This is a genomic window from Corynebacterium sp. UMB8791, from assembly GCF_054166365.1.
In genome coordinates this window covers 1-17,593 of sequence record NZ_JBSZCG010000125.1, presented here as the reverse complement: position 1 = coordinate 17,593, position 17,593 = coordinate 1, and the positions used below count along the sequence as shown (strand labels likewise).

Here is a 17,593-nt window from a genome sequence, read left to right as displayed (position 1 = left end):
GAAAGGATCACTCGGTGTCGCTGACCGCCAAAACCAAAGAAGAGCTGCTTCGAACTCCAATAGGAGCGAAGTCTGCCGCGGCCGCCGAGGCATCCGCGTTAGTTCGGTTTGCAGGAGAACTTGACGCCTCAATCCACGGGGTAACTATGATTGCGGATTTCGCGGAAGAAGCGGTGGCACGTCGCTTAATCCTGATTCTTGAAACTCTTTTCATGAGCTCACCAAAGTTCGCCGTGGTTTCACCTGGCTCGGCGACAAAGGAAACGAAATACGAAGTACGTCTAGATACTGGTGTTGAAGCGCTGTATCGGCGTCTAAATCTTCGGACGCAGTCTGGTCATCTCGTGGTAGGTATGCCCCCGCAAATCGTTTCGGGAGAAATTGCTGAAGTTGAAGCCGCGTGGCGGGGTGCGTTCCTCGCTAGGGGAGCGCTCACAGAGCCGGGCCGAACTGCCGCTTTAGAGGTCGAGTGCCCATGCGAGGAAGCTGGGCTTGCCCTAGTGGGGTTAGCGCGTCGTCTTGGGTGCCACATCAGAATGCGGGAGACTCGCGGTGTTGAGCGTGTACATGTCCGTGATGCGGAGACGATAGGGGTGCTTCTCAGTCGAATGGGTGCGCCTCTTGCTCGCCTGGAGTGGGACGCAAAACTTCGGGAGAAGCAAGCGCAGATGCGTGGCGGTCAACGGTTGGCAACTTTTGACGACGCCAACACCCGCAGAAGCGTACATGCTGCGACGGTAGCCGCTCAGCGTGTGGAACGTGCGATGGAGATCCTCGGCGACGATGTGCCTGAGCATCTCGCCGAAGCCGGATACCTGCGTGTTGAGCACCGGCAAGCCTCGCTTGAAGAACTTGGCCGGTTGGCTGACCCACAGATGACGAAGGATGCGGTCGCTGGGCGAATTCGTCGGCTGTTGTCCCTTGCTGACAAGCGGGCTGCTGAGCTCGGTATAGCGAACACTCGCGGTAACGACACGAAGGCAACATAGAGCGTTCTGGGGCGCTCCCAGACCGCCCTGTGTGCAACATCACAATTCCGGGGGATAGCGCACAAGCAGTTTCGCCAGATACGCCCCGCGGGGGTAAAAGAGATTACCTTTGTCGTTGTTTGAGTCGCATTAGGTGTGGCTTTGGCGGTAAACAGACATTCATGCTTGGTGAAATTATGAGACGATACCCCCGGTTTCGCCGTCTCTTTGGTGATGCACCTTTAGGGCGTCTCTTGCGGCATCGTGGCCATGCACATGTTGAAATCTCTCGCTAAACTGATGAGCAACGGGCTGAACCAAGGAGCTCACCGAGAACGGAAAGAGATTGGTACCGGCCCATCAGCAAGTCTCAACAATTTCCGACATAGAGGAGTAAAGACTGTGACTATTCGTATTGGCATTAATGGCTTTGGTCGTATCGGCCGCTCGGCATTCCGCATCATCCTGGATCAGTACTCGAGCGACCTTGAGGTCGTGAAGATTAATGACCTGACCGACAACAAGACTTTGGCCCACCTTGTCAAGTACGACACAGCGTATGGCCAGCTCGGCCGCGACGTTGAGTACGACGAGTCCTCCATCACCGTTGATGGTCACCGCATCGAGGTTACCGAAGAGAAGGACCCATCCAAGCTCGCATGGGGCGACGCAAACGTCGACATCGTCCTTGATTGCACCGGCCGCTTCACCGATGGCAATGACGCAAAGGCTCACATCGAGGCTGGCGCTAAGAAGGTCATCATCTCCGCACCGGGTAAGAACGTCGATGGCACCTACGTCTGGGGCGTCAACCACACCGACTACAGCAATGATCAGCAGATTATCTCCGCTGCATCTTGCACCACGAACTCCCTTGCACCAGTCGCGAAGATTCTGGAAGAGCAGTTCGGCATCAAGTCCGGTCTGATGACCACCATTCACGCTTACACTGGCGACCAGCGCATTCAGGACGCACCTCACAAGGACCTGCGTCGTGCCCGTGCAGCAGCTCAGAACATCGTCCCAACGACGACGGGTGCTGCTAAGGCAGTTGCCCTGGTTCTGCCTGCACTTGAGGGCAAGCTGGATGGCTTCGCAATGCGTGTGCCAACGATCACCGGTTCCGCAACCGACCTGACCGTCGAGCTGAGCAAGGACGTCACCGTTGATGAGGTGAACGCAGCAATCAAGAAGGCTGCTCAGGACCCAGAGTTTGGCAAGGCGCTTGAGTACACCGAGGATCCAATCGTTTCCTCCGACATCATCGGCAACACCCATGGTTCCATCTTCGATGCTGGGATGACCCGCGTCATCGACGGCAACCTGGTCAAGCTGATTGCTTGGTACGACAACGAGTGGTCCTACACCTCTCAGTTTGTCCGCATGACGAAGCACGTCGCGGATAACTTGGCATAAGACCTAGAACGGCCCGGGTGTGCAGTACGCACACTTCGGGCCATTTCTTTCGCTACTGTTTGAAAAGAAAACTACTGCAAACAACAGTCAACTGAGGAGAGTCCCATGACAATGAAAACGCTGCAACAGCTTCTGGATGAAGGCGTCGAAGATCGCCACATCCTGGTCCGTTCTGACTTCAACGTTCCGCTTGATGAGGACGGCAATATTACCGATGCTGGTCGTATCGACGCATCACTGCCAACTTTGAAGGCGCTCTTGGAAGGTGGCGCGAAAGTCATTGTCATGGCTCACCTCGGCCGCCCAAAGGGGGAAGTGAACCCTAAGTTCTCCTTGAAGCCAGTGGCTGAAGCCCTAAGTGAGCGCCTAGGTCAGTTCGTAGCGCTCGCCGGTGATGTTTCTGGTGAGGATGCACATGAGCGGGCAAATGGGCTTACCGGTGGCGAGATTCTGCTTCTCGAGAATGTACGCTTTGACCCACGCGAGACCTCGAAGGACGAGGCTGAGCGCACTGAGTTCGCAGCTGAGCTTGTAGCACTAGCTGCGGACAACGGCGCGTTTGTTTCTGACGGTTTCGGTGTAGTACACCGCGCTCAAACCTCCGTCTACGACGTTGCTAAGAAGCTTCCTGCCTACGCTGGTTACCTCGTCGAGAAGGAAGTCAAGACTCTGAGCAAGGTGAAGGATGCTCCAGATCATCCATACGTTGTTGTGCTTGGCGGTTCGAAGGTTTCCGACAAGTTGGGAGTCATCGAGGCACTTGCGGCGAAGGCCGACAAGGTAATTATCGGTGGCGGCATGTGCTACACCTTCCTGGCTGCACAGGGCTACAACGTTCAAAACTCTTTGTTGCAGGAAGACATGATTGAGACCTGCAAGGACCTCATCGGCCGTTTCGGCGACAAGCTGCTATTGCCTGAGGACCTGATCGCAGCGTCTGAGTTTGCAAAGGATGCAGAGAAGCAGACCGTCGCGGCCGACGCTATTCCGGAAGGCTGGATGTCTCTCGACATTGGCCCGAAGACTGCCGCGCGTTATGGTGAGGCGCTGAAGAGCTCGAAGACCGTGTTCTGGAACGGGCCAATGGGCGTCTTCGAGTTTCCAGCGTTCGCCTCTGGCACAAAAGCCGTTGCTGAAGCAATGATCGCTGCTACGAAGGACAACGGGTCCTTCACGGTGGTCGGTGGCGGCGATTCCGCAGCATCTGTTCGCATTCTGGGCCTCGATGAGGCTGGATTCTCCCACATCTCTACGGGCGGTGGCGCATCGCTCGAGCTGATCGAGGGCAAAGAGCTGCCCGGCGTTGCTGTACTTGGACAGTAGTCGTTGTTGAAAAGGAGTATGAATATGTCTCGCAAACCACTGATTGCTGGTAACTGGAAGATGAACCACGACCATCTCGAAGCAATCGCTTCGGCCCAGAAGCTGGCGTTCGCCTTCCCGAAGGACGGCTATGAGTTCGTGGACGTTGCATTGACCGTGCCGTTTACCGACCTTCGTTCTATCCAGACTCTCGTTGAAGGCGACAAGCTGCAGATCACGTATGGTGCACAGGACGTGTCAGCACACGATGCTGGTGCCTACACTGGTGAAGTTTCGGCCACAATGCTGGAGAAGCTTGGCTGCACGTGGGTAGTTGTCGGCCACTCAGAACGCCGTGAGTACCACGGTGAGGACGATGAGCTAGTTTCCCGCAAGGCAAAGAAGGCACTTGAGCACGGCATGAACCCAATCGTGTGTGTCGGTGAGCCGCTAGACATTCGCGAACAAGGCACCCATGTCGACTACGTCGTAGAGCAGACGAAGAAATCCCTGGACGGTTTGAGCAACGAGGAGTTGGAGAAGACCGTCATTGCATATGAGCCGGTATGGGCTATCGGCACTGGCAAGGTTGCCTCTGCCTCCGATGCGCAGGAAGTGTGCCAGGCTATTCGCGGCCTGATCCGTGACTTGGCCGGTGATGCGGTTGCTGATGGCATCCGTATTTTGTACGGCGGATCCGTAAAGACGGAAACTGTCGGTGAGATCATCGCTCAGCCTGATGTTGACGGTGGTCTTGTCGGAGGTGCGTCTCTTGACGGCCAGGATTTCGCGAAATTGGCTGCTGCGGCTGCCCAGGCAGTACAGTAGATTTGCAAGATATGTCGCTCGGACCAGAGCGCGTCGAATAACACCCTTCGGTGACTTCGTGTAGTCTGGTCCGAGTTACATCAATGTAGGTTTTATAGTGAGGATTTACCACCATGACGTTGGCTCTTGAGATCGTGCTCGTAATCGCTGCGGTCTTGATGACAGTGTTCGTGCTGCTTCACAAAGGCAAGGGAGGCGGGCTTTCGAGCCTGTTCGGTGGTGGCGTGCAGGCTAACCTGTCCGGCTCCACTATCGTGGAGAAGAACCTCGACCGTTACACGGTTATCATTACGCTCATCTGGCTTGTATGCATCGTGGGCCTGAATCTTATTCAGACTTTTGCTGCTTAGCCGCTAGCAAAAGGCCCGCCTGGAGCAATAAGCTTCCGGCGGGCCTTTTCGTTGGTCAGAAATCCGAATCTGCGGGAATCTAACGTGGTGCCGCGTCCTCGGTGACCCACAAGATCGTTTCTTCCTTGCCGACAGCACCGGCCGCTGGCCAGTCAAGATACTCTGCCCGGTTTGCAACTGCGGACGCAGCTTCTGCCTTCTCTGCACCAGAAACAAGAAGCCAGACCTTTTGTGCTTTCCGAACAGCAGGTAGTGTCAACGAAACACGTTCCGCAGGTGGTTTTGGTGAATCCGTCACAGCAACAACCAGAGCGGCGTCCTCTCTCACAGCAGGCGTATGTGGGAATAGCGAATTAATGTGGCCTTCACCGCCCATTCCCAGTAGATGGAGGTCGAACCCCTCAGGCGCCTCAACTTTCACGTGCGCTTCATAACGAGTGACAGCGGGCTCCATCGTCCCTCCGTCCAACCCATACCCGAAAATGTTTCCTTCTGGGATATCTATATGATCGAGCAACGCTGCCCGGGCCTGGCCTTCATTCGAATCAGGATGGCTGACGGCTACGTTGCGCTCGTCGCCAAAGAATAGCTTCACCCTGGACCAGTCGATATCTGATGAAACTAGGGCTGCAAGGAACCGGATTCCGGCTGTTCCGCCAGTAAGCACAACACGTGCGGTTCCGTCGCCGTTTACACCACCGGTAGGGGAGCTGTGGATCTCTGAAATCAACGTTTGGAATGCGGAGGTGGAGACGTCGATAAGCTGTTCGAGGTCTGCAAATGTTTTGGTCTTGACTGTGTTGGACATCCGTCGACCCTCTTTCGGTGCGAAGTTAAGGGAGGTTATGTAACAATGCCCGAGCATACATGGCGTCAGGATCGAGGTGGCGTAGCTCCTCAGCGAGGCATTCTGCGTCCGAGCGAGCACTCAGTGCAACAAACGCATCAGGGTATCCCGGTACGGAAACTCGCACGGTGTGCTCATCAACAATTTGTACCTGCACAGAGCCTTGTTCGCAGTCCAGCGATAGGTGTTGGATTGGGGAGCCAGGAATGGCGTCGGCGCCTGCTACGTTTTGCACGGTTACCTCAACGCCAAAGCAGGCATCGAGCCAAGAGGCTGCGATTTGTACGCTTGGATGCTCGGTAATACCGCTGAGCAAGATCCGGCGTGGTTGCTGTTTATAGCGGTCGAAAGCTGAGGCGACAACGCCGCGCCATGGCGTGATTTTAGACCACATCATGTCCGAATCACCTGGGACGTACGCCTTTGCCAGCTGCTCTATGCATTCTGCCCCCATAGTGCGCCACGCGTTCGTGATTCTGCGGTGCGCGATATTACCAAGCTCTGCTTCTGCAGGAACATCTGGCACAGTTGTGGGCCACCAAGCAACGATAGGGGTATCGGGCAGCAACAGCGGGGTGACCACCGCGTCAAGATGCTGGGTAAGTTCACCGTGGAGAGTCATGACAACCATCTCAGAGGCGCCAGCGTCCGCCGCGACGATTACCTCTGCATCCATCCAGGTTTGCTCACTCTGGCAGTCGAGCAACAAGACGAGAACTCGAGCCGGGTGCTCCATGGTCGCGTTCCGGACCGTCTCCAGAATAGAATCGACATCATCCTCGGCATGTGCAGCGACCAAGAGTGTGAGCACGCGCCCAGTCGCCAACGAGTAATTTTCACGAGCCTCTAGGAGCGCTGTGGACACATCGCGGGTGGTCGTGTCGGGAAGAGTGACAATCAAGGATTAAGCCTCACGTTCGTTGTTTGCACACATTATGGACGACGCCATTGGCGGCCGTCCTTGGCCAGCATCGCGTCTGCTGATGCGGGCCCCCAAGTGCCCGCGCGGTATTCATCTGGATGTCCGTGCGACTCCCAGTAGTTGAGAATTGGATCGAGGATTTCCCAGCTCCGCTCGACTTCCGCATTGGTTGGAAACAAGCTGGATTCGTCGAGTAGCGCATCGAGGATGAGCCGCTCGTATGCTTCGGGAGACTGTTCCGTAAATGCCTCCGCGTACGAGAAATCCATGTTGACATCCCTAACTTCAAATGCAGTTCCAGGCACCTTGGAACCAAAGCGCATCAGCACGCCTTCGTCCGGCTGCACGCGGATAACGACTGCATTGTTCGTAAGTAGTTTTGTCTGATCGTCTTCGAACGGCTGGTACGGAGGACGCTTAAAGACCAGGGCAATCTCAGTCACTCGACGCCCGAGGCGCTTACCAGTGCGAAGGTAGAAAGGAACACCTGCCCAGCGACGCGAGTTTATCTCTAACGTACAGGCCGCATAGGTTTCGGTTGCAGAGTTGGGGTCAAACCCGGACTCCTCCCGGAGCCCGATTACGCGTTCAGAACCTTGCCAGCCCGCTACGTATTGGCCGCGTGCGGTCGTCTCATCGAACGGCTCGACGGGAGTCGTAGCGCGGAGGACCTTGAGTTTCTCCGCACGAAGACGCCCCGGGGAGAACGACGTCGGCTCCTCCATAGCGATCAAGGCGAGCAGCTGAATCAGGTGGTTTTGGATGACGTCTCGTGCTGCACCAATACCGTCGTAATAGCCTGCGCGGCCGCCGAGCCCAATATCTTCAGCCATCGTGATTTGTACGTGGTCGATGTAGTGCGAATTCCACACTGGTTCAAACATCTGGTTTGCGAAACGCAGCGCCATAATGTTCTGCACGGTTTCTTTGCCGAGATAGTGATCGATTCGGAATACGGATCGCTCCGGAAACACTGAATTCACTACTCGGTTTAGCTCTTTGGCGGATTCCAGATCATGCCCGAATGGCTTCTCGATGATCACTCGGCGCCAGCCGTGGTCTTGAGGCTGTGCCATTCCACTGCGGTCCAGCTGGTGGACAACGCTCGAAAAGTGCTCGGGCGGCACAGAAAGGTAAAAGGCCCAGTTTCCGTTCGTCCCCCGTGTTTCATCGGTCGAGCGCAGTGTATTGGCTAGGGCGTCGAACGCGGCGTCGTCATTAAACGAGCCCGAGACGAACTGCATACCTTCTGCGAGCCGGTCCCAAACGTTCGTATTAAACGCGGTGCGGGAAGATGCTTCAACGGCTTCACGCACATAGTCCTCAAAATCTTGTTTAGACCAGTTTCGACGCCCAAACCCGACGAGAGCAAAGCCCGGTGGGAGGAGACCCCGGTTCGCGAGGTCGTAAATTGCCGGCAGGAGCTTTTTCCGAGCTAGATCTCCAGTTACACCGAAGATCACCATCCCAGACGGACCCGCAATGCGGGGAAGCCGCTTATCCTCGGGGGACCGAAGCGGGTTCACCCAATGCGTGCTCTCGTCACTCACATGTACTCCTTTTTATTGCAGCTTTTCCGACATGGAATTTAGCAATTCTTGCCACGCATCAACAAACTTATCGACGCCCTCCTGCTCGAGGACTCGCACGACATCAGACAAGTCGATCCCTGCAGCGGTGATAGCGTCAAACGTCTTCTGCGCGTCGTCAGCACTGGCAGACAAAGTATCGCCGTGAAGACTGTCGCTAGCCAGGGTGGCGTCGATAGTTGATTCCGGCATGGTGTTGACCGTGTTTGGGCCAGCCAGCTCAGACACATACAACGTGGCAGGGTACTCAGGGTTCTTTACACCAGTCGAGGCCCACAGCGGGCGTTGAACGTTGGCACCAGCTGGAAGGTCATCCAACGAAGAAAATTCCTCAAGGAACAAGCGGTATGCCAGTTGAGCGTTTGCCACGCCTGCTTTGCCTCGCAACGCAAGTGCTTCAGAAGTAGCAATTTGCTCAAGGCGAGCATCGACTTCGGTGTCCATGCGAGACACGAAGAATGAGGCAACAGAATGAATGGTTGAGACATCGTGGCCGTTGGCTGCAGCCTGCCGAATACCTTCCTTGTACGCGCGAATGACCTCGCGGTAGCGCTCCACAGAGAAGATCAGCGTGACATTCACTGAAATACCAGCTGCCAGTGCTGCTGTGACTGCTGGCAACGAGGCGTCTGTGGCTGGAATCTTGATCATTGCATTCGGTTTACCCACGCGTGCCCACAGCTCTTTCGCTTGAGCGATCGTCTTCGCTTCGTCGTGAGCATAGCGGGGGTCGACCTCGATGGAAACGCGACCATCAAGGCCGTCGGTCGCATCGTAGATGTCCTGGAAGATGTCGCACGCGTCGCGGACGTCGTCAATGCTCATCGCGTAAACCGCCTCGTCAGGGCTGGCACCTGACGCTCTCAACTGTTGGATTTGCTCGTCGTACGCGCTTCCAGTCGACATTGCTGAAGCAAAAATTGCAGGGTTGGTTGTCACGCCAACGACCGACTTCTCACGTTTGACTGCTTCTAGATTGCCAGTGGCGATGCGCTGGCGAGAGAGATCATCCAGCCAAGTGGACGTGCCGAGCTCCCGAAGCCTTTCAACTGTGTTCATGCTCAGATTCCTTTCTAAAAAATGGGCCTGGCCAAGCTAGGGGAGGGCTTGACCAGGACAACTCTTCAACTATCGTTGCACCGCTGCTACAGACGCGCGTCCGGCTGCTGCAACGTTGTCTGCTGTAAAGCCGAACCGCTCGAAGAGCTCTGGACCTGGTGCGGAGGCACCAAAGTGCTCCAAGGAAACACACTGACCGGCGTCGCCTACAAAACGATGCCATGGCATGGACAGACCGGCCTCGACAGAGACCCTTGCTCGAACCTCTGCAGGAAGTACCGATTCAATGTACTCCGGCGATTGCTGCGTAAACCACTCCATGCAAGGCACCGAGACAACTCGAGTTCCGATACCTTCGGCTTCCAAGGACTTCGCAGCCTCAACAGCAAGCTGCACTTCCGAGCCAGAAGCCATCAGAATCAAATCAGGCGTCGGGGTAGAGGAGTCCACGAGTACGTACGCACCGCGAGCAACACCTTCGAATGCCTTTTCCTTTGTGCCCTCAAGCACAGGGAGGTTCTGACGGGAAAGCGCCAGTGCCTTCGGCATCGGCTTAGCCTCCAGCGCAGACTTCCACGCAGCAGACGTTTCATTCGCGTCGGCCGGTCGGATCACCGCCATATCCGGGATGGCTCGAAGCGCAGTGAGCGTTTCAACCGGCTGGTGGGTCGGACCGTCTTCGCCCAGGCCGATCGAGTCGTGCGTGAAGACGTAGTAGCCGTCGATACCTGAAAGTGCTGCGACGCGAATTGCCGGGTAGAGATACTCGGAGAAGATCAGGAACGTACCGCCGTAAACTCGTGTGTTGCCGTGCAGTGCAATGCCGTTCATGATCGCGCCCATGGCATGTTCGCGGATGCCGAAGTGCAAATTGCGACCGTACGGCTCAGCGCTGAACATATCGGTAGAAATCGCCTGAGGCCCGAACGATGCAGCCCCCTTGATAAGGGTGTTATTGGAGCCTGCAAGGTCTGCGGAGCCACCCCAAAGCTCTGGAAGGGCCGCAGCCGCAGCCTGGATTACTGCTTCAGAAGCCTTACGGGTAGCAAGGCCCTTTTCGTCAGCGTCCCAAGTTGGGAAGTCCTGCGACCAGTTGGATGGGAGCTCTCGAGCCGTCAATCGGTCAAACAGGGCCTTCTTCTCTGGGTTGGCCTCAGCCCAAACAGCAAACGTCTCGTCCCACTGTTTACGCTTCGCAGCACCACGGTCCCGGAGCTTTCGAGTATGGGTGATAACGGACTCTTCCTCCGGGAAGTGAATCTCCGGATCAAAGCCGAGAATCTTTTTGACAGCTGCGATTTCTTTCGCACCGAGAGCTGCGCCGTGTACTGCACCCGTGTTTTGCAGCGTAGGAGCAGGGAAGCCGATGACCGTCTTTACCTGAATGATCGTTGGGCGATTGGTGTCGGACTGTGCTTCCTTGATCGCTTTCTCAATCGCGACGACGTCCTCGCCGGACTCAACCGTTAGTGTTTGCCAGCCGTAGGCCTCGTAGCGCTTCATAACGTCTTCAGTGAACGCGATCTGGGTATCATCCTCGATCGAAATCCTGTTGTCATCCCAGAATACAATCAGGTTTCCGAGCTGCTGCGTCCCTGCGAGAGATGAAGCCTCCGATGTGACACCTTCTTGAAGGCAACCGTCTCCAGCCACGACGTAGATGAAATGATCGAACGGCGATTCGCCAGCCGGAGCCTCAGGGTCAAACAGGCCACGTTCCCGGCGCGAAGCCATCGCCATACCAACTGCTGATGCCAACCCCTGGCCGAGTGGGCCAGTTGTAATCTCTACGTGGTCCGTGTGGTTGTACTCAGGGTGACCGGGAGTCTTAGCACCCCAGGTACGAAGCTGCTGGAGGTCTTTAAGCTCAAGTCCCATGCCCCCCAGGTAGAGCTGAACATACTGCGTCAGGGAAGAGTGGCCGTTTGACAATACGAAGCGATCGCGCCCTGCCCAATGTGGGTCAGCGGGGTCTACATTCATCACCCGCTGGTAGAGCGTATATGCAAGAGGGGCGAGCGACATCGCGGTGCCTGGGTGCCCAGAGCCGCAGTTTTCCACGGCGTCAGCCGCGAGGATTCGGGCCGTATCAACTGCCCGCGTATCCACGTCGGTCCAGTCTTCGGGATAGTTACGTACAGTTTTTGCTTGAAGTTCAGCTGAAAGCGTCACAGAATCCTCGATTCATGCTATGGAAACAGAACAGGACCCAGCCTAGTGTAAAACTCGCTTTGTGGTGGTGACACCCAACGGTGTTGTGCGAAGAAAACTCGCGGGTGTAGCCGCCACGTTAATTCTGACAAATTGGTGAGCGGAGGCTAACATCACCGGGAGGGTCAAAGTATAAGAGGGCTGAAAAGATCATCGTGTAATGCGTTGCGGTACCATATCAGCCGAAATGCTCGACACCTGAACGCGAACCAATGTTGCGTAAGAGTTCTAGCCGAACGGTTGAAGTTTGATGTGGAGGAGAAGTATTGGAGACCATCAAGGCATACTTCGCGCTTACGAAGCCCAGGGTCATTGAACTTCTTCTAGTGGCAGCTATCCCCGCAATGTTGCAAGCAGACCGTGGCACTGTGCACGTGTGGCTCATTCTTGCAACGCTGTTCGGTGGTTGGATGGGGGCCGGTGCGGCAAATGCATTTAACATGGTCGCCGACTACGACATTGACCAGAAAATGGGGCGAACGCGTGCACGACCACTTGTCCGGGCAAAGGTCACCAAACAGAAAGCCGCCGTATTTGCTTGGGCGCTTCTCGTCGCGAGTGTGCTTTGGCTTGGATTCCTGTGTAAGTCGTGGCTCGCGGCGTTCTTTATCATTCTGACCAACTTCTTCTATATCTACGTGTATACAAAGTGGCTGAAGAGGCGAACTTGGCAGAACGTCATCTGGGGCGGCGCAGCAGGTTGCATGCCCGTGATGGTCGGTTGGGCGGCAATTAGAGATAATGTCACCGACGGCTCCAAGGATGCGTGGTGGCAGGCGATCGTGATGTTCATGATCATCTTCTTCTGGACGCCACCGCACACTTGGGCGCTGGCAATGAAGTATCGAGCGGATTACGCCCGCGCTAATGTCCCGATGCTGCCGGTGGTAGCTTCCCCGGCGGAGACAACCCGTCAGATTCTCATTTACTCATGGTGGACCGTCGGGGTGTCCCTGCTCCTGGTTCCTGCCACCTCGTGGATCTATCTTACAACCGCGCTGATTTCGGGTGCATTGTTCCTCGCCGTTGCCACACAGCTGCATGCTGGGGTAAAGCGCGGGGAGAAGGTGAAACCGCTCAAGCTGTTTATTCTCTCGAACAACTATCTTGCGGCGTTGTTCTTGGGGCTTTCCGTTGATGCGGTGCTCGGTTGGACTCCACTATTCGCTACCTTCTTCTAGCTCGTGGATTCTTGGAGCTTGATGGCTCCAAGGTCATTGCCACAAACCTCCGAAGTTTCGGAACCCAGTAGCGAGCTGGCGTCATCTATCGATTCACACACGTGAACTGGCGGTTCCCATCGTGTTTCTTCGAGCACTCTGGTAACGGTCTGTGCATGCTTACGGAAGCCGTTGGCATCCATTCGTATCGACGCTAAGTCCTCATAGCAACACGTACGCGCAGAGCTGCGCCCAACTTCGTGCGCAAAGCCATTTTTGAAGTCAGAGCGTGCCAGCACAACTGCATCCACCCCGATCCCATCATTGAGCGCTTTGATCTGTGCAGCAGTACCTGGCTGGCCACTGAATACGGCTGTGGCTCCAGCCTCATCTGCTGCTACTCGGCCTTCCTCGCTTTCCGAAACGGCATACACGATGATGTCCTTCTCTCGAGCGATTGCAATCATGTACAACCCAATTGCGGAACCTGCATTCGTGACGACGACAGCTTCACCTTGCACAAGCTTCAAAATTTCGAATAGCGAATAACTTGCGGCCATTCCGGGCCGCAACATTGAAGCACCAACGTGTGGGGCGATCACGTCCGATACAGCGACTACCCGGCTTCGGTCAACGACAACCTGCTCGGCGATGGGGCCGGTGGCATCGCTCCACGCAACCACAGTTCCTGGCGCAACCTCGTCGAGGGGGTCTTTCAGGACACGACCGCATCCTTGGTTACCGAAGGAGGCGTCGTGAAGAAAAAACCCAGCGTAGAGGACTTCGATTAGAAGTTCTCTATCGCTGGGGAACGGTGAAGCGATATCAATGCAACGCACCTGCTGCGCGTCGAACTCAATCGCTTTCATACTTTCTCAGGCTACATGGTGTTCGCGTCTAGCGATACAGCAACTCACGACGCACAGCGTGCGCGTACAAGAACGCCGTGAACGCTACAACTAGAGAAGACAGCCCAATATGGATCGGAACCGTCCAACGCGGCACGCCCATGTAGTACTGGCTTAGACCTACTGCCCACTGGACCACGATGAGTCCAAGAAGAATCCAGGAAGTTTTCTGCGCTGCATGCGGGGCCTTCGCTCTACGTAGCAGGAAAAATGTGATCACTGTAAGAAGTAGATACGCGTACATACACCCTGCGTGAATATATGCCAACAACGCTGTGTCAATCGCAAGCCGACCTTCCATACCGACGCTTGCGTCACCCGAGTGCGGGCCGGACCCTGTCACCATCGTTCCTGTCACAAGTACACAGCTCAACGCAACGGCAGCGATCACGGCGATCACTCGGATGTGCCCGGGGTAGCGGTCTTGAGCAACCGTGGACTCGTCTTCCGCCAAACGCATGTACAGCAATGCTGCGACCCACACAAGCACCATCGAAGGCAAGAAGTGCACGGCGACCGCCCACCACTGCAAATCAAGGCGAACAGAAATACCGCCGATAATCGCCTGGACAACGACGCCGGCGAGGGAGAACCATGCCAAGAATTGGGCATCTCGACCGCGGGATGCGCGGTAGACAGCCCAAAGCACGGCGATCGCGGCAGCCGCGACCACGAAAGCAAGCAGGCGGTTTCCAAACTCAATGGCTTGGTGAATCCAAGGTGCGGCACCAGCGACGGGGACAAGCGAACCTTCATGGCAAAGTGGCCACGTATTGCAACCAAGCCCCGAACCGGTCACTCGCACCAACGACCCTGTTACGGTGATCCCGCCTTGGCAGAGCAAGAGAATCATGGCTAGAGTTCGTTGCAACTTCAGACTGGGGGCTTGCTTTTTATCCTGATGCGTCATCGGCGCACCGGTCTGTTGTAAAGTCATGCACTTTCCTTGGACGTATAAAACACGTTCGACTATTCAGGCTCGAATCTTAGTCGATGAGCGCATGGCCTTAATCATCGAAACGGAAGAAGCGAACGCTTGAGCCAACGCCGACGATGAGCCACGCTAGCAAGCTAAGCAACGCAGGACCATTCGCAGTCAGCGCGAGTGCATCAGAAATACCAGCTGCCAGCGAAACCGTGGGTACTAGGTTCCACCAACCAGCGTGGCTAAGGTCGCCAGAATAGACGACCCAACCCACGATTCCCATCATGATCACCCACATTAAATTCGAAATGGCAAGGACCATCTCGGAACTTAGCGAGCCGCCCATGAGCAAGCCCAAGGAAGTAAAGCACGCAACCCCCAGGAACAAGACGCAGGCACCAAGCACCGCGCCAACGACTGAGGGGCGCCAGCCAAGGAAACATGCAACGGCTCCTAGCACCGCAATCTGGACGCAGACCATCGCGACCACGCCAAGGATTTTTCCGACGATGATCGTCCACGGTGGGACTCCGGAAGCACCGGTCCGCTTCAGCGCACCGTATCGGCGGTCAAAGGCGAGCGAAATCGCCTGGCCCGTAAATCCAGAGCTGGTCGCCGCGACGGCAAACACCATCGGCACCAGGGTGTCGAGGCTGTAGTCATCCCCAAAAACAGGCAAATATACTGATGCGATGAGCAACGCTGCCGGGATGAAGATGCTGAGCACCAACTGTTCGCCGTGACGGAGCATCAGCTTGCTTTCGATGAGTCCCTGAGCGCTGGCCATCGCAAACTTCGAAGACCGTTGCGGGGCGGGCGTAAAGGTTCCTTCCTTGATGTGCACCGCTAGCTCCTTAATTCCTTACCGGTGATGTTCAAAAACACTTCTTCCAACGCCATGTGGCTTACTTGCATATCCCGAATCAGCACGGATTGGCGAAGTGCTTCTTCGGTAATACAGGCGACGAGTTCAGGAGAAACCGAACCGTTGACTACGTAGCGCATTGGGCGAACTTGGGTCACAGCTGTATCGATCTGACACAAAGCCACGTGCTGCTTCAGCTTCTCGAGGTCGAGTGGTTTTGCCGTACCGAACGTGATTTGCTGCTCAAATGATCCGCTGGTCAGGTCCGCCGGTGTACCCGCGGCGACTACCTTTCCATGATCCATAATCACGATGTCATCGGCGAGCGACTCCGCCTCGTCCATCAGGTGAGTAGTTAGGACGATCGTGGTTCCGTCACGTTTTAGCGCAGAAACAATATCCCACACAGCGTTGCGGGACTGTGCGTCCATGCCAGCGGTTGGCTCATCAAGAAAAACCAGCTCCGGACGACCTATAAGTGCAAGCGCCAGGGACAAGCGTTGCTTTTGCCCTCCGGAGAGGCGTCGATACGTGGTATTGGCGACTCCCTCGAGCCCTAGGAGGGCCATGAGCCACTCAGGGTCGTGAGGGTTCGCGTTGTATGAAGCCGAAAGCTTCAGCATTTCTCTGACTTTGACGCCCGAATATGATCCGCCACCCTGCAGCATGATCCCAATTCGGTCTCGCACACGCTGAGGGTGGGTTGCAGGGTTTTCGCCTAGTACCGTGATTGTCCCTGAGGTTGGCCGGGTGAATCCTTCACACATCTCGATGGTCGTTGTCTTGCCGGCTCCATTCGGACCGAGCAAGGCCAGCACGGTTCCTTCTTTTGCGGCAAACGATGCTCCATCTACAGCAGTAACGTCCCCAAAAGTTTTCTTCACATTGTCAACTGAAAGAACAGGCGCGTTCATGGATAGCTAGTGTAGCCTGCCGGCACCAAAGCGCCGATACAACAGGAAACTGAGCCCAACAAATACGACAAAACAACAGGCTGAGACACCGTAAATAGTGAAAACTGTCTTTGCTTGCAGGCCGAGACCACGCGGTAGCACCAGAAAACTAAACACAGCAGAGTACACAGCCACTCCGGCGCGGAAAAAGAACCTATTTGCCCATGCAGCAAGGGGATAAATAGCCCACAGAGGGTACCAAGGGTGTACGACTGGGAAGAATATAACAAGCACGAGCGTTGCGACGCCAAGTCCACCTGCAGGGTGAATGGCTCCCCGCAACGTAGCCCACAGTAGGCGAACCAGAAACGCCACCGCGATGGCCACTCCAATCCCGCGGGTGACAATGAGAACTGCGTCAATGTGGTCGCCGAGACCTAGGAGCATTCCTAGAAAGCCGCTGATTACGCCCACGTCTGTTGAGATCGAGAGCCAGCTACGAATCGACGCTGCTCCGCCTTGACCAGTGACCCATCCGAGCCCAATGCTTGTTATAAGTGAAACGGTGGCAGTAGTGACAATGAGCATCAATGTCTGAAAAAGCACCGCGATGCTAAGGGCTGTAGCTATGCGCTGGCGTTGCCCAAGCACACGAGCGATTGCCATGCCTATAAAACCGAGACCGAGAAAGCCTGTCACTTTGACTAGTCCTCCGCAGGTAATGGTGATCGCGGAGAGAGCCAGGTAACCCCACGCTTGCGCTGAACTGATGGTCCTCAACCTGTCGGCCCCGCGAAGTCCTAGCTCAAACCCGACTAACACCAATCCGAGCATGATCGCTTCATTATGGATGCCACCAATGAGATGCAGAATCGTTAGCGGATTGAGAACCCCGAGCCACAGTGCGGCAGTCTCTGGTACGCCACAGCGGCCGGCAATCTTTCGGATTCCCCATGCTGCGGCGAGCACTCCGACGAGTGATACGACGCGGTGCGCAATCACCCCGAGCACAATAGAGTCGGCAGTAATACGAGAAATTGCCGCTGCAATACCTAACGCGACAGGCCCGTAGGGGCTTGGAGAATGCGCCCAAATAAACGGGACCGAGCGCGCTAGATGGTGTTCTGGCCCGAGAAGCTCGACTGGTCCAGCGGAGTACGGGTCAAGACCAAACCGGACAATTGCACCATTAGCTAAGTATGAATAGATGTCTTGAGTAAAGAGGGGAGCGGTAATCAACAGAGGAGCAACCCATGCAACGAATGTTCGCATGAGAAGCGGCGTCGAAACGCGGGGCCTCTGGCCACTTACGCCAACGAAGGGGCCCATACACAACCAAGCGGAGACCAA

General features: G+C 55.8%; 16 protein-coding genes. 6 read left to right on the top strand and 10 right to left on the bottom strand.

Annotated elements, in window-relative coordinates; all coding sequences use genetic code 11:
- The first annotated feature begins 14 nt into the window (after positions 1–14).
- The 5 genes from whiA (at position 15) to secG (ending at position 4,864) form a co-directional block, all read left to right on the top strand.
- The gene (whiA, locus tag ACXIUA_RS07510) at positions 15–989 is read left to right on the top strand and encodes a DNA-binding protein WhiA (protein WP_457976495.1); all 975 of its coding nucleotides are present in this window, start codon (positions 15–17) and stop codon (positions 987–989) included.
- Positions 990–1,370: 381 nt separating this feature from the next.
- Complete coding sequence (gene gap / locus ACXIUA_RS07505) at positions 1,371–2,384, top strand: type I glyceraldehyde-3-phosphate dehydrogenase (protein ID WP_070362422.1); 1,014 nt, start codon at positions 1,371–1,373, stop codon at positions 2,382–2,384.
- Positions 2,385–2,489: 105 nt separating this feature from the next.
- A complete protein-coding gene (locus tag ACXIUA_RS07500) occupies positions 2,490–3,707 on the top strand; it encodes a phosphoglycerate kinase (RefSeq protein ID WP_070362423.1) in 1,218 nt (405 codons plus the stop codon).
- A gap of 24 nt (positions 3,708–3,731) precedes the next feature.
- Positions 3,732–4,514, top strand: a complete 783-nt coding sequence (gene tpiA, locus ACXIUA_RS07495; RefSeq protein ID WP_070976872.1) for a triose-phosphate isomerase — start codon at positions 3,732–3,734, stop codon at positions 4,512–4,514.
- A 113-nt stretch (positions 4,515–4,627) separates the two neighbouring features.
- Complete coding sequence (secG, locus tag ACXIUA_RS07490; protein WP_070362425.1) at positions 4,628–4,864, top strand: preprotein translocase subunit SecG; 237 nt, start codon at positions 4,628–4,630, stop codon at positions 4,862–4,864.
- A gap of 79 nt (positions 4,865–4,943) precedes the next feature.
- Here the strand turns inward: secG and pgl are convergent, their stop codons facing one another.
- From pgl to tkt, 5 genes are all read right to left on the bottom strand, one after another.
- Entirely contained in the window at positions 4,944–5,672 is a 729-nt protein-coding gene (gene pgl / locus ACXIUA_RS07485; protein WP_457976494.1) for a 6-phosphogluconolactonase, read from the bottom strand.
- Positions 5,673–5,697: 25 nt separating this feature from the next.
- Positions 5,698–6,612: a glucose-6-phosphate dehydrogenase assembly protein OpcA gene (locus tag ACXIUA_RS07480; protein ID WP_070362427.1), complete on the bottom strand. Its 915-nt coding sequence runs from the start codon at positions 6,610–6,612 to the stop codon at positions 5,698–5,700.
- Between the two features lie 32 nt (positions 6,613–6,644).
- Positions 6,645–8,183 (bottom strand): glucose-6-phosphate dehydrogenase, encoded by a 1,539-nt coding sequence (gene zwf, locus ACXIUA_RS07475; RefSeq protein WP_070362428.1) that lies wholly within the window; start codon positions 8,181–8,183, stop codon positions 6,645–6,647.
- A gap of 12 nt (positions 8,184–8,195) precedes the next feature.
- Positions 8,196–9,281 (bottom strand): transaldolase, encoded by a 1,086-nt coding sequence (gene tal / locus ACXIUA_RS07470; protein ID WP_070362429.1) that lies wholly within the window; start codon positions 9,279–9,281, stop codon positions 8,196–8,198.
- Between the two features lie 69 nt (positions 9,282–9,350).
- Complete coding sequence (tkt, locus tag ACXIUA_RS07465; RefSeq protein WP_083329547.1) at positions 9,351–11,453, bottom strand: transketolase; 2,103 nt, start codon at positions 11,451–11,453, stop codon at positions 9,351–9,353.
- A 305-nt stretch (positions 11,454–11,758) separates the two neighbouring features.
- On the opposite strand from tkt, the gene ACXIUA_RS07460 reads away from it, so the two are divergent.
- Positions 11,759–12,673 (top strand): heme o synthase, encoded by a 915-nt coding sequence (locus tag ACXIUA_RS07460; protein ID WP_457976493.1) that lies wholly within the window; start codon positions 11,759–11,761, stop codon positions 12,671–12,673.
- Here ACXIUA_RS07460 and ACXIUA_RS07455 read toward each other — a convergent pair.
- The 5 genes from ACXIUA_RS07455 to mptB all read right to left on the bottom strand — a co-directional run.
- A complete protein-coding gene (locus ACXIUA_RS07455; RefSeq protein ID WP_256000203.1) occupies positions 12,670–13,521 on the bottom strand; it encodes an MDR/zinc-dependent alcohol dehydrogenase-like family protein in 852 nt (283 codons plus the stop codon). The genes ACXIUA_RS07460 and ACXIUA_RS07455 overlap by 4 nt on opposite strands.
- 28 nt (positions 13,522–13,549) lie before the next feature.
- Positions 13,550–14,497: a COX15/CtaA family protein gene (locus ACXIUA_RS07450; protein ID WP_256000202.1), complete on the bottom strand. Its 948-nt coding sequence runs from the start codon at positions 14,495–14,497 to the stop codon at positions 13,550–13,552.
- A 70-nt stretch (positions 14,498–14,567) separates the two neighbouring features.
- Complete coding sequence (locus ACXIUA_RS07445) at positions 14,568–15,329, bottom strand: ABC transporter permease (protein WP_457976492.1); 762 nt, start codon at positions 15,327–15,329, stop codon at positions 14,568–14,570.
- 2 nt (positions 15,330–15,331) lie between these two features.
- Positions 15,332–16,264: an ABC transporter ATP-binding protein gene (locus tag ACXIUA_RS07440; RefSeq protein ID WP_457976491.1), complete on the bottom strand. Its 933-nt coding sequence runs from the start codon at positions 16,262–16,264 to the stop codon at positions 15,332–15,334.
- 6 nt (positions 16,265–16,270) lie between these two features.
- On the bottom strand, positions 16,271–17,593 hold a 1,323-nt coding region (mptB, locus tag ACXIUA_RS07435), incomplete at its 5' end, for a polyprenol phosphomannose-dependent alpha 1,6 mannosyltransferase MptB (protein WP_457976490.1).

Coding starts and splice junctions, on each gene's coding strand:
- ACXIUA_RS07500 (WP_070362423.1), top strand. CDS start 2,490: ATGACAATGAAAACGCTGCAACAGCTTCTGGATGAAGGCGTCGAAGAT.
- ACXIUA_RS07455 (WP_256000203.1), bottom strand. CDS start 13,521: ATGAAAGCGATTGAGTTCGACGCGCAGCAGGTGCGTTGCATTGATATC.
- ACXIUA_RS07450 (WP_256000202.1), bottom strand. CDS start 14,497: ATGACTTTACAACAGACCGGTGCGCCGATGACGCATCAGGATAAAAAG.
- pgl (WP_457976494.1), bottom strand. CDS start 5,672: ATGTCCAACACAGTCAAGACCAAAACATTTGCAGACCTCGAACAGCTT.
- tpiA (WP_070976872.1), top strand. CDS start 3,732: ATGTCTCGCAAACCACTGATTGCTGGTAACTGGAAGATGAACCACGAC.
- ACXIUA_RS07440 (WP_457976491.1), bottom strand. CDS start 16,264: ATGAACGCGCCTGTTCTTTCAGTTGACAATGTGAAGAAAACTTTTGGG.
- tal (WP_070362429.1), bottom strand. CDS start 9,281: ATGAACACAGTTGAAAGGCTTCGGGAGCTCGGCACGTCCACTTGGCTG.
- secG (WP_070362425.1), top strand. CDS start 4,628: ATGACGTTGGCTCTTGAGATCGTGCTCGTAATCGCTGCGGTCTTGATG.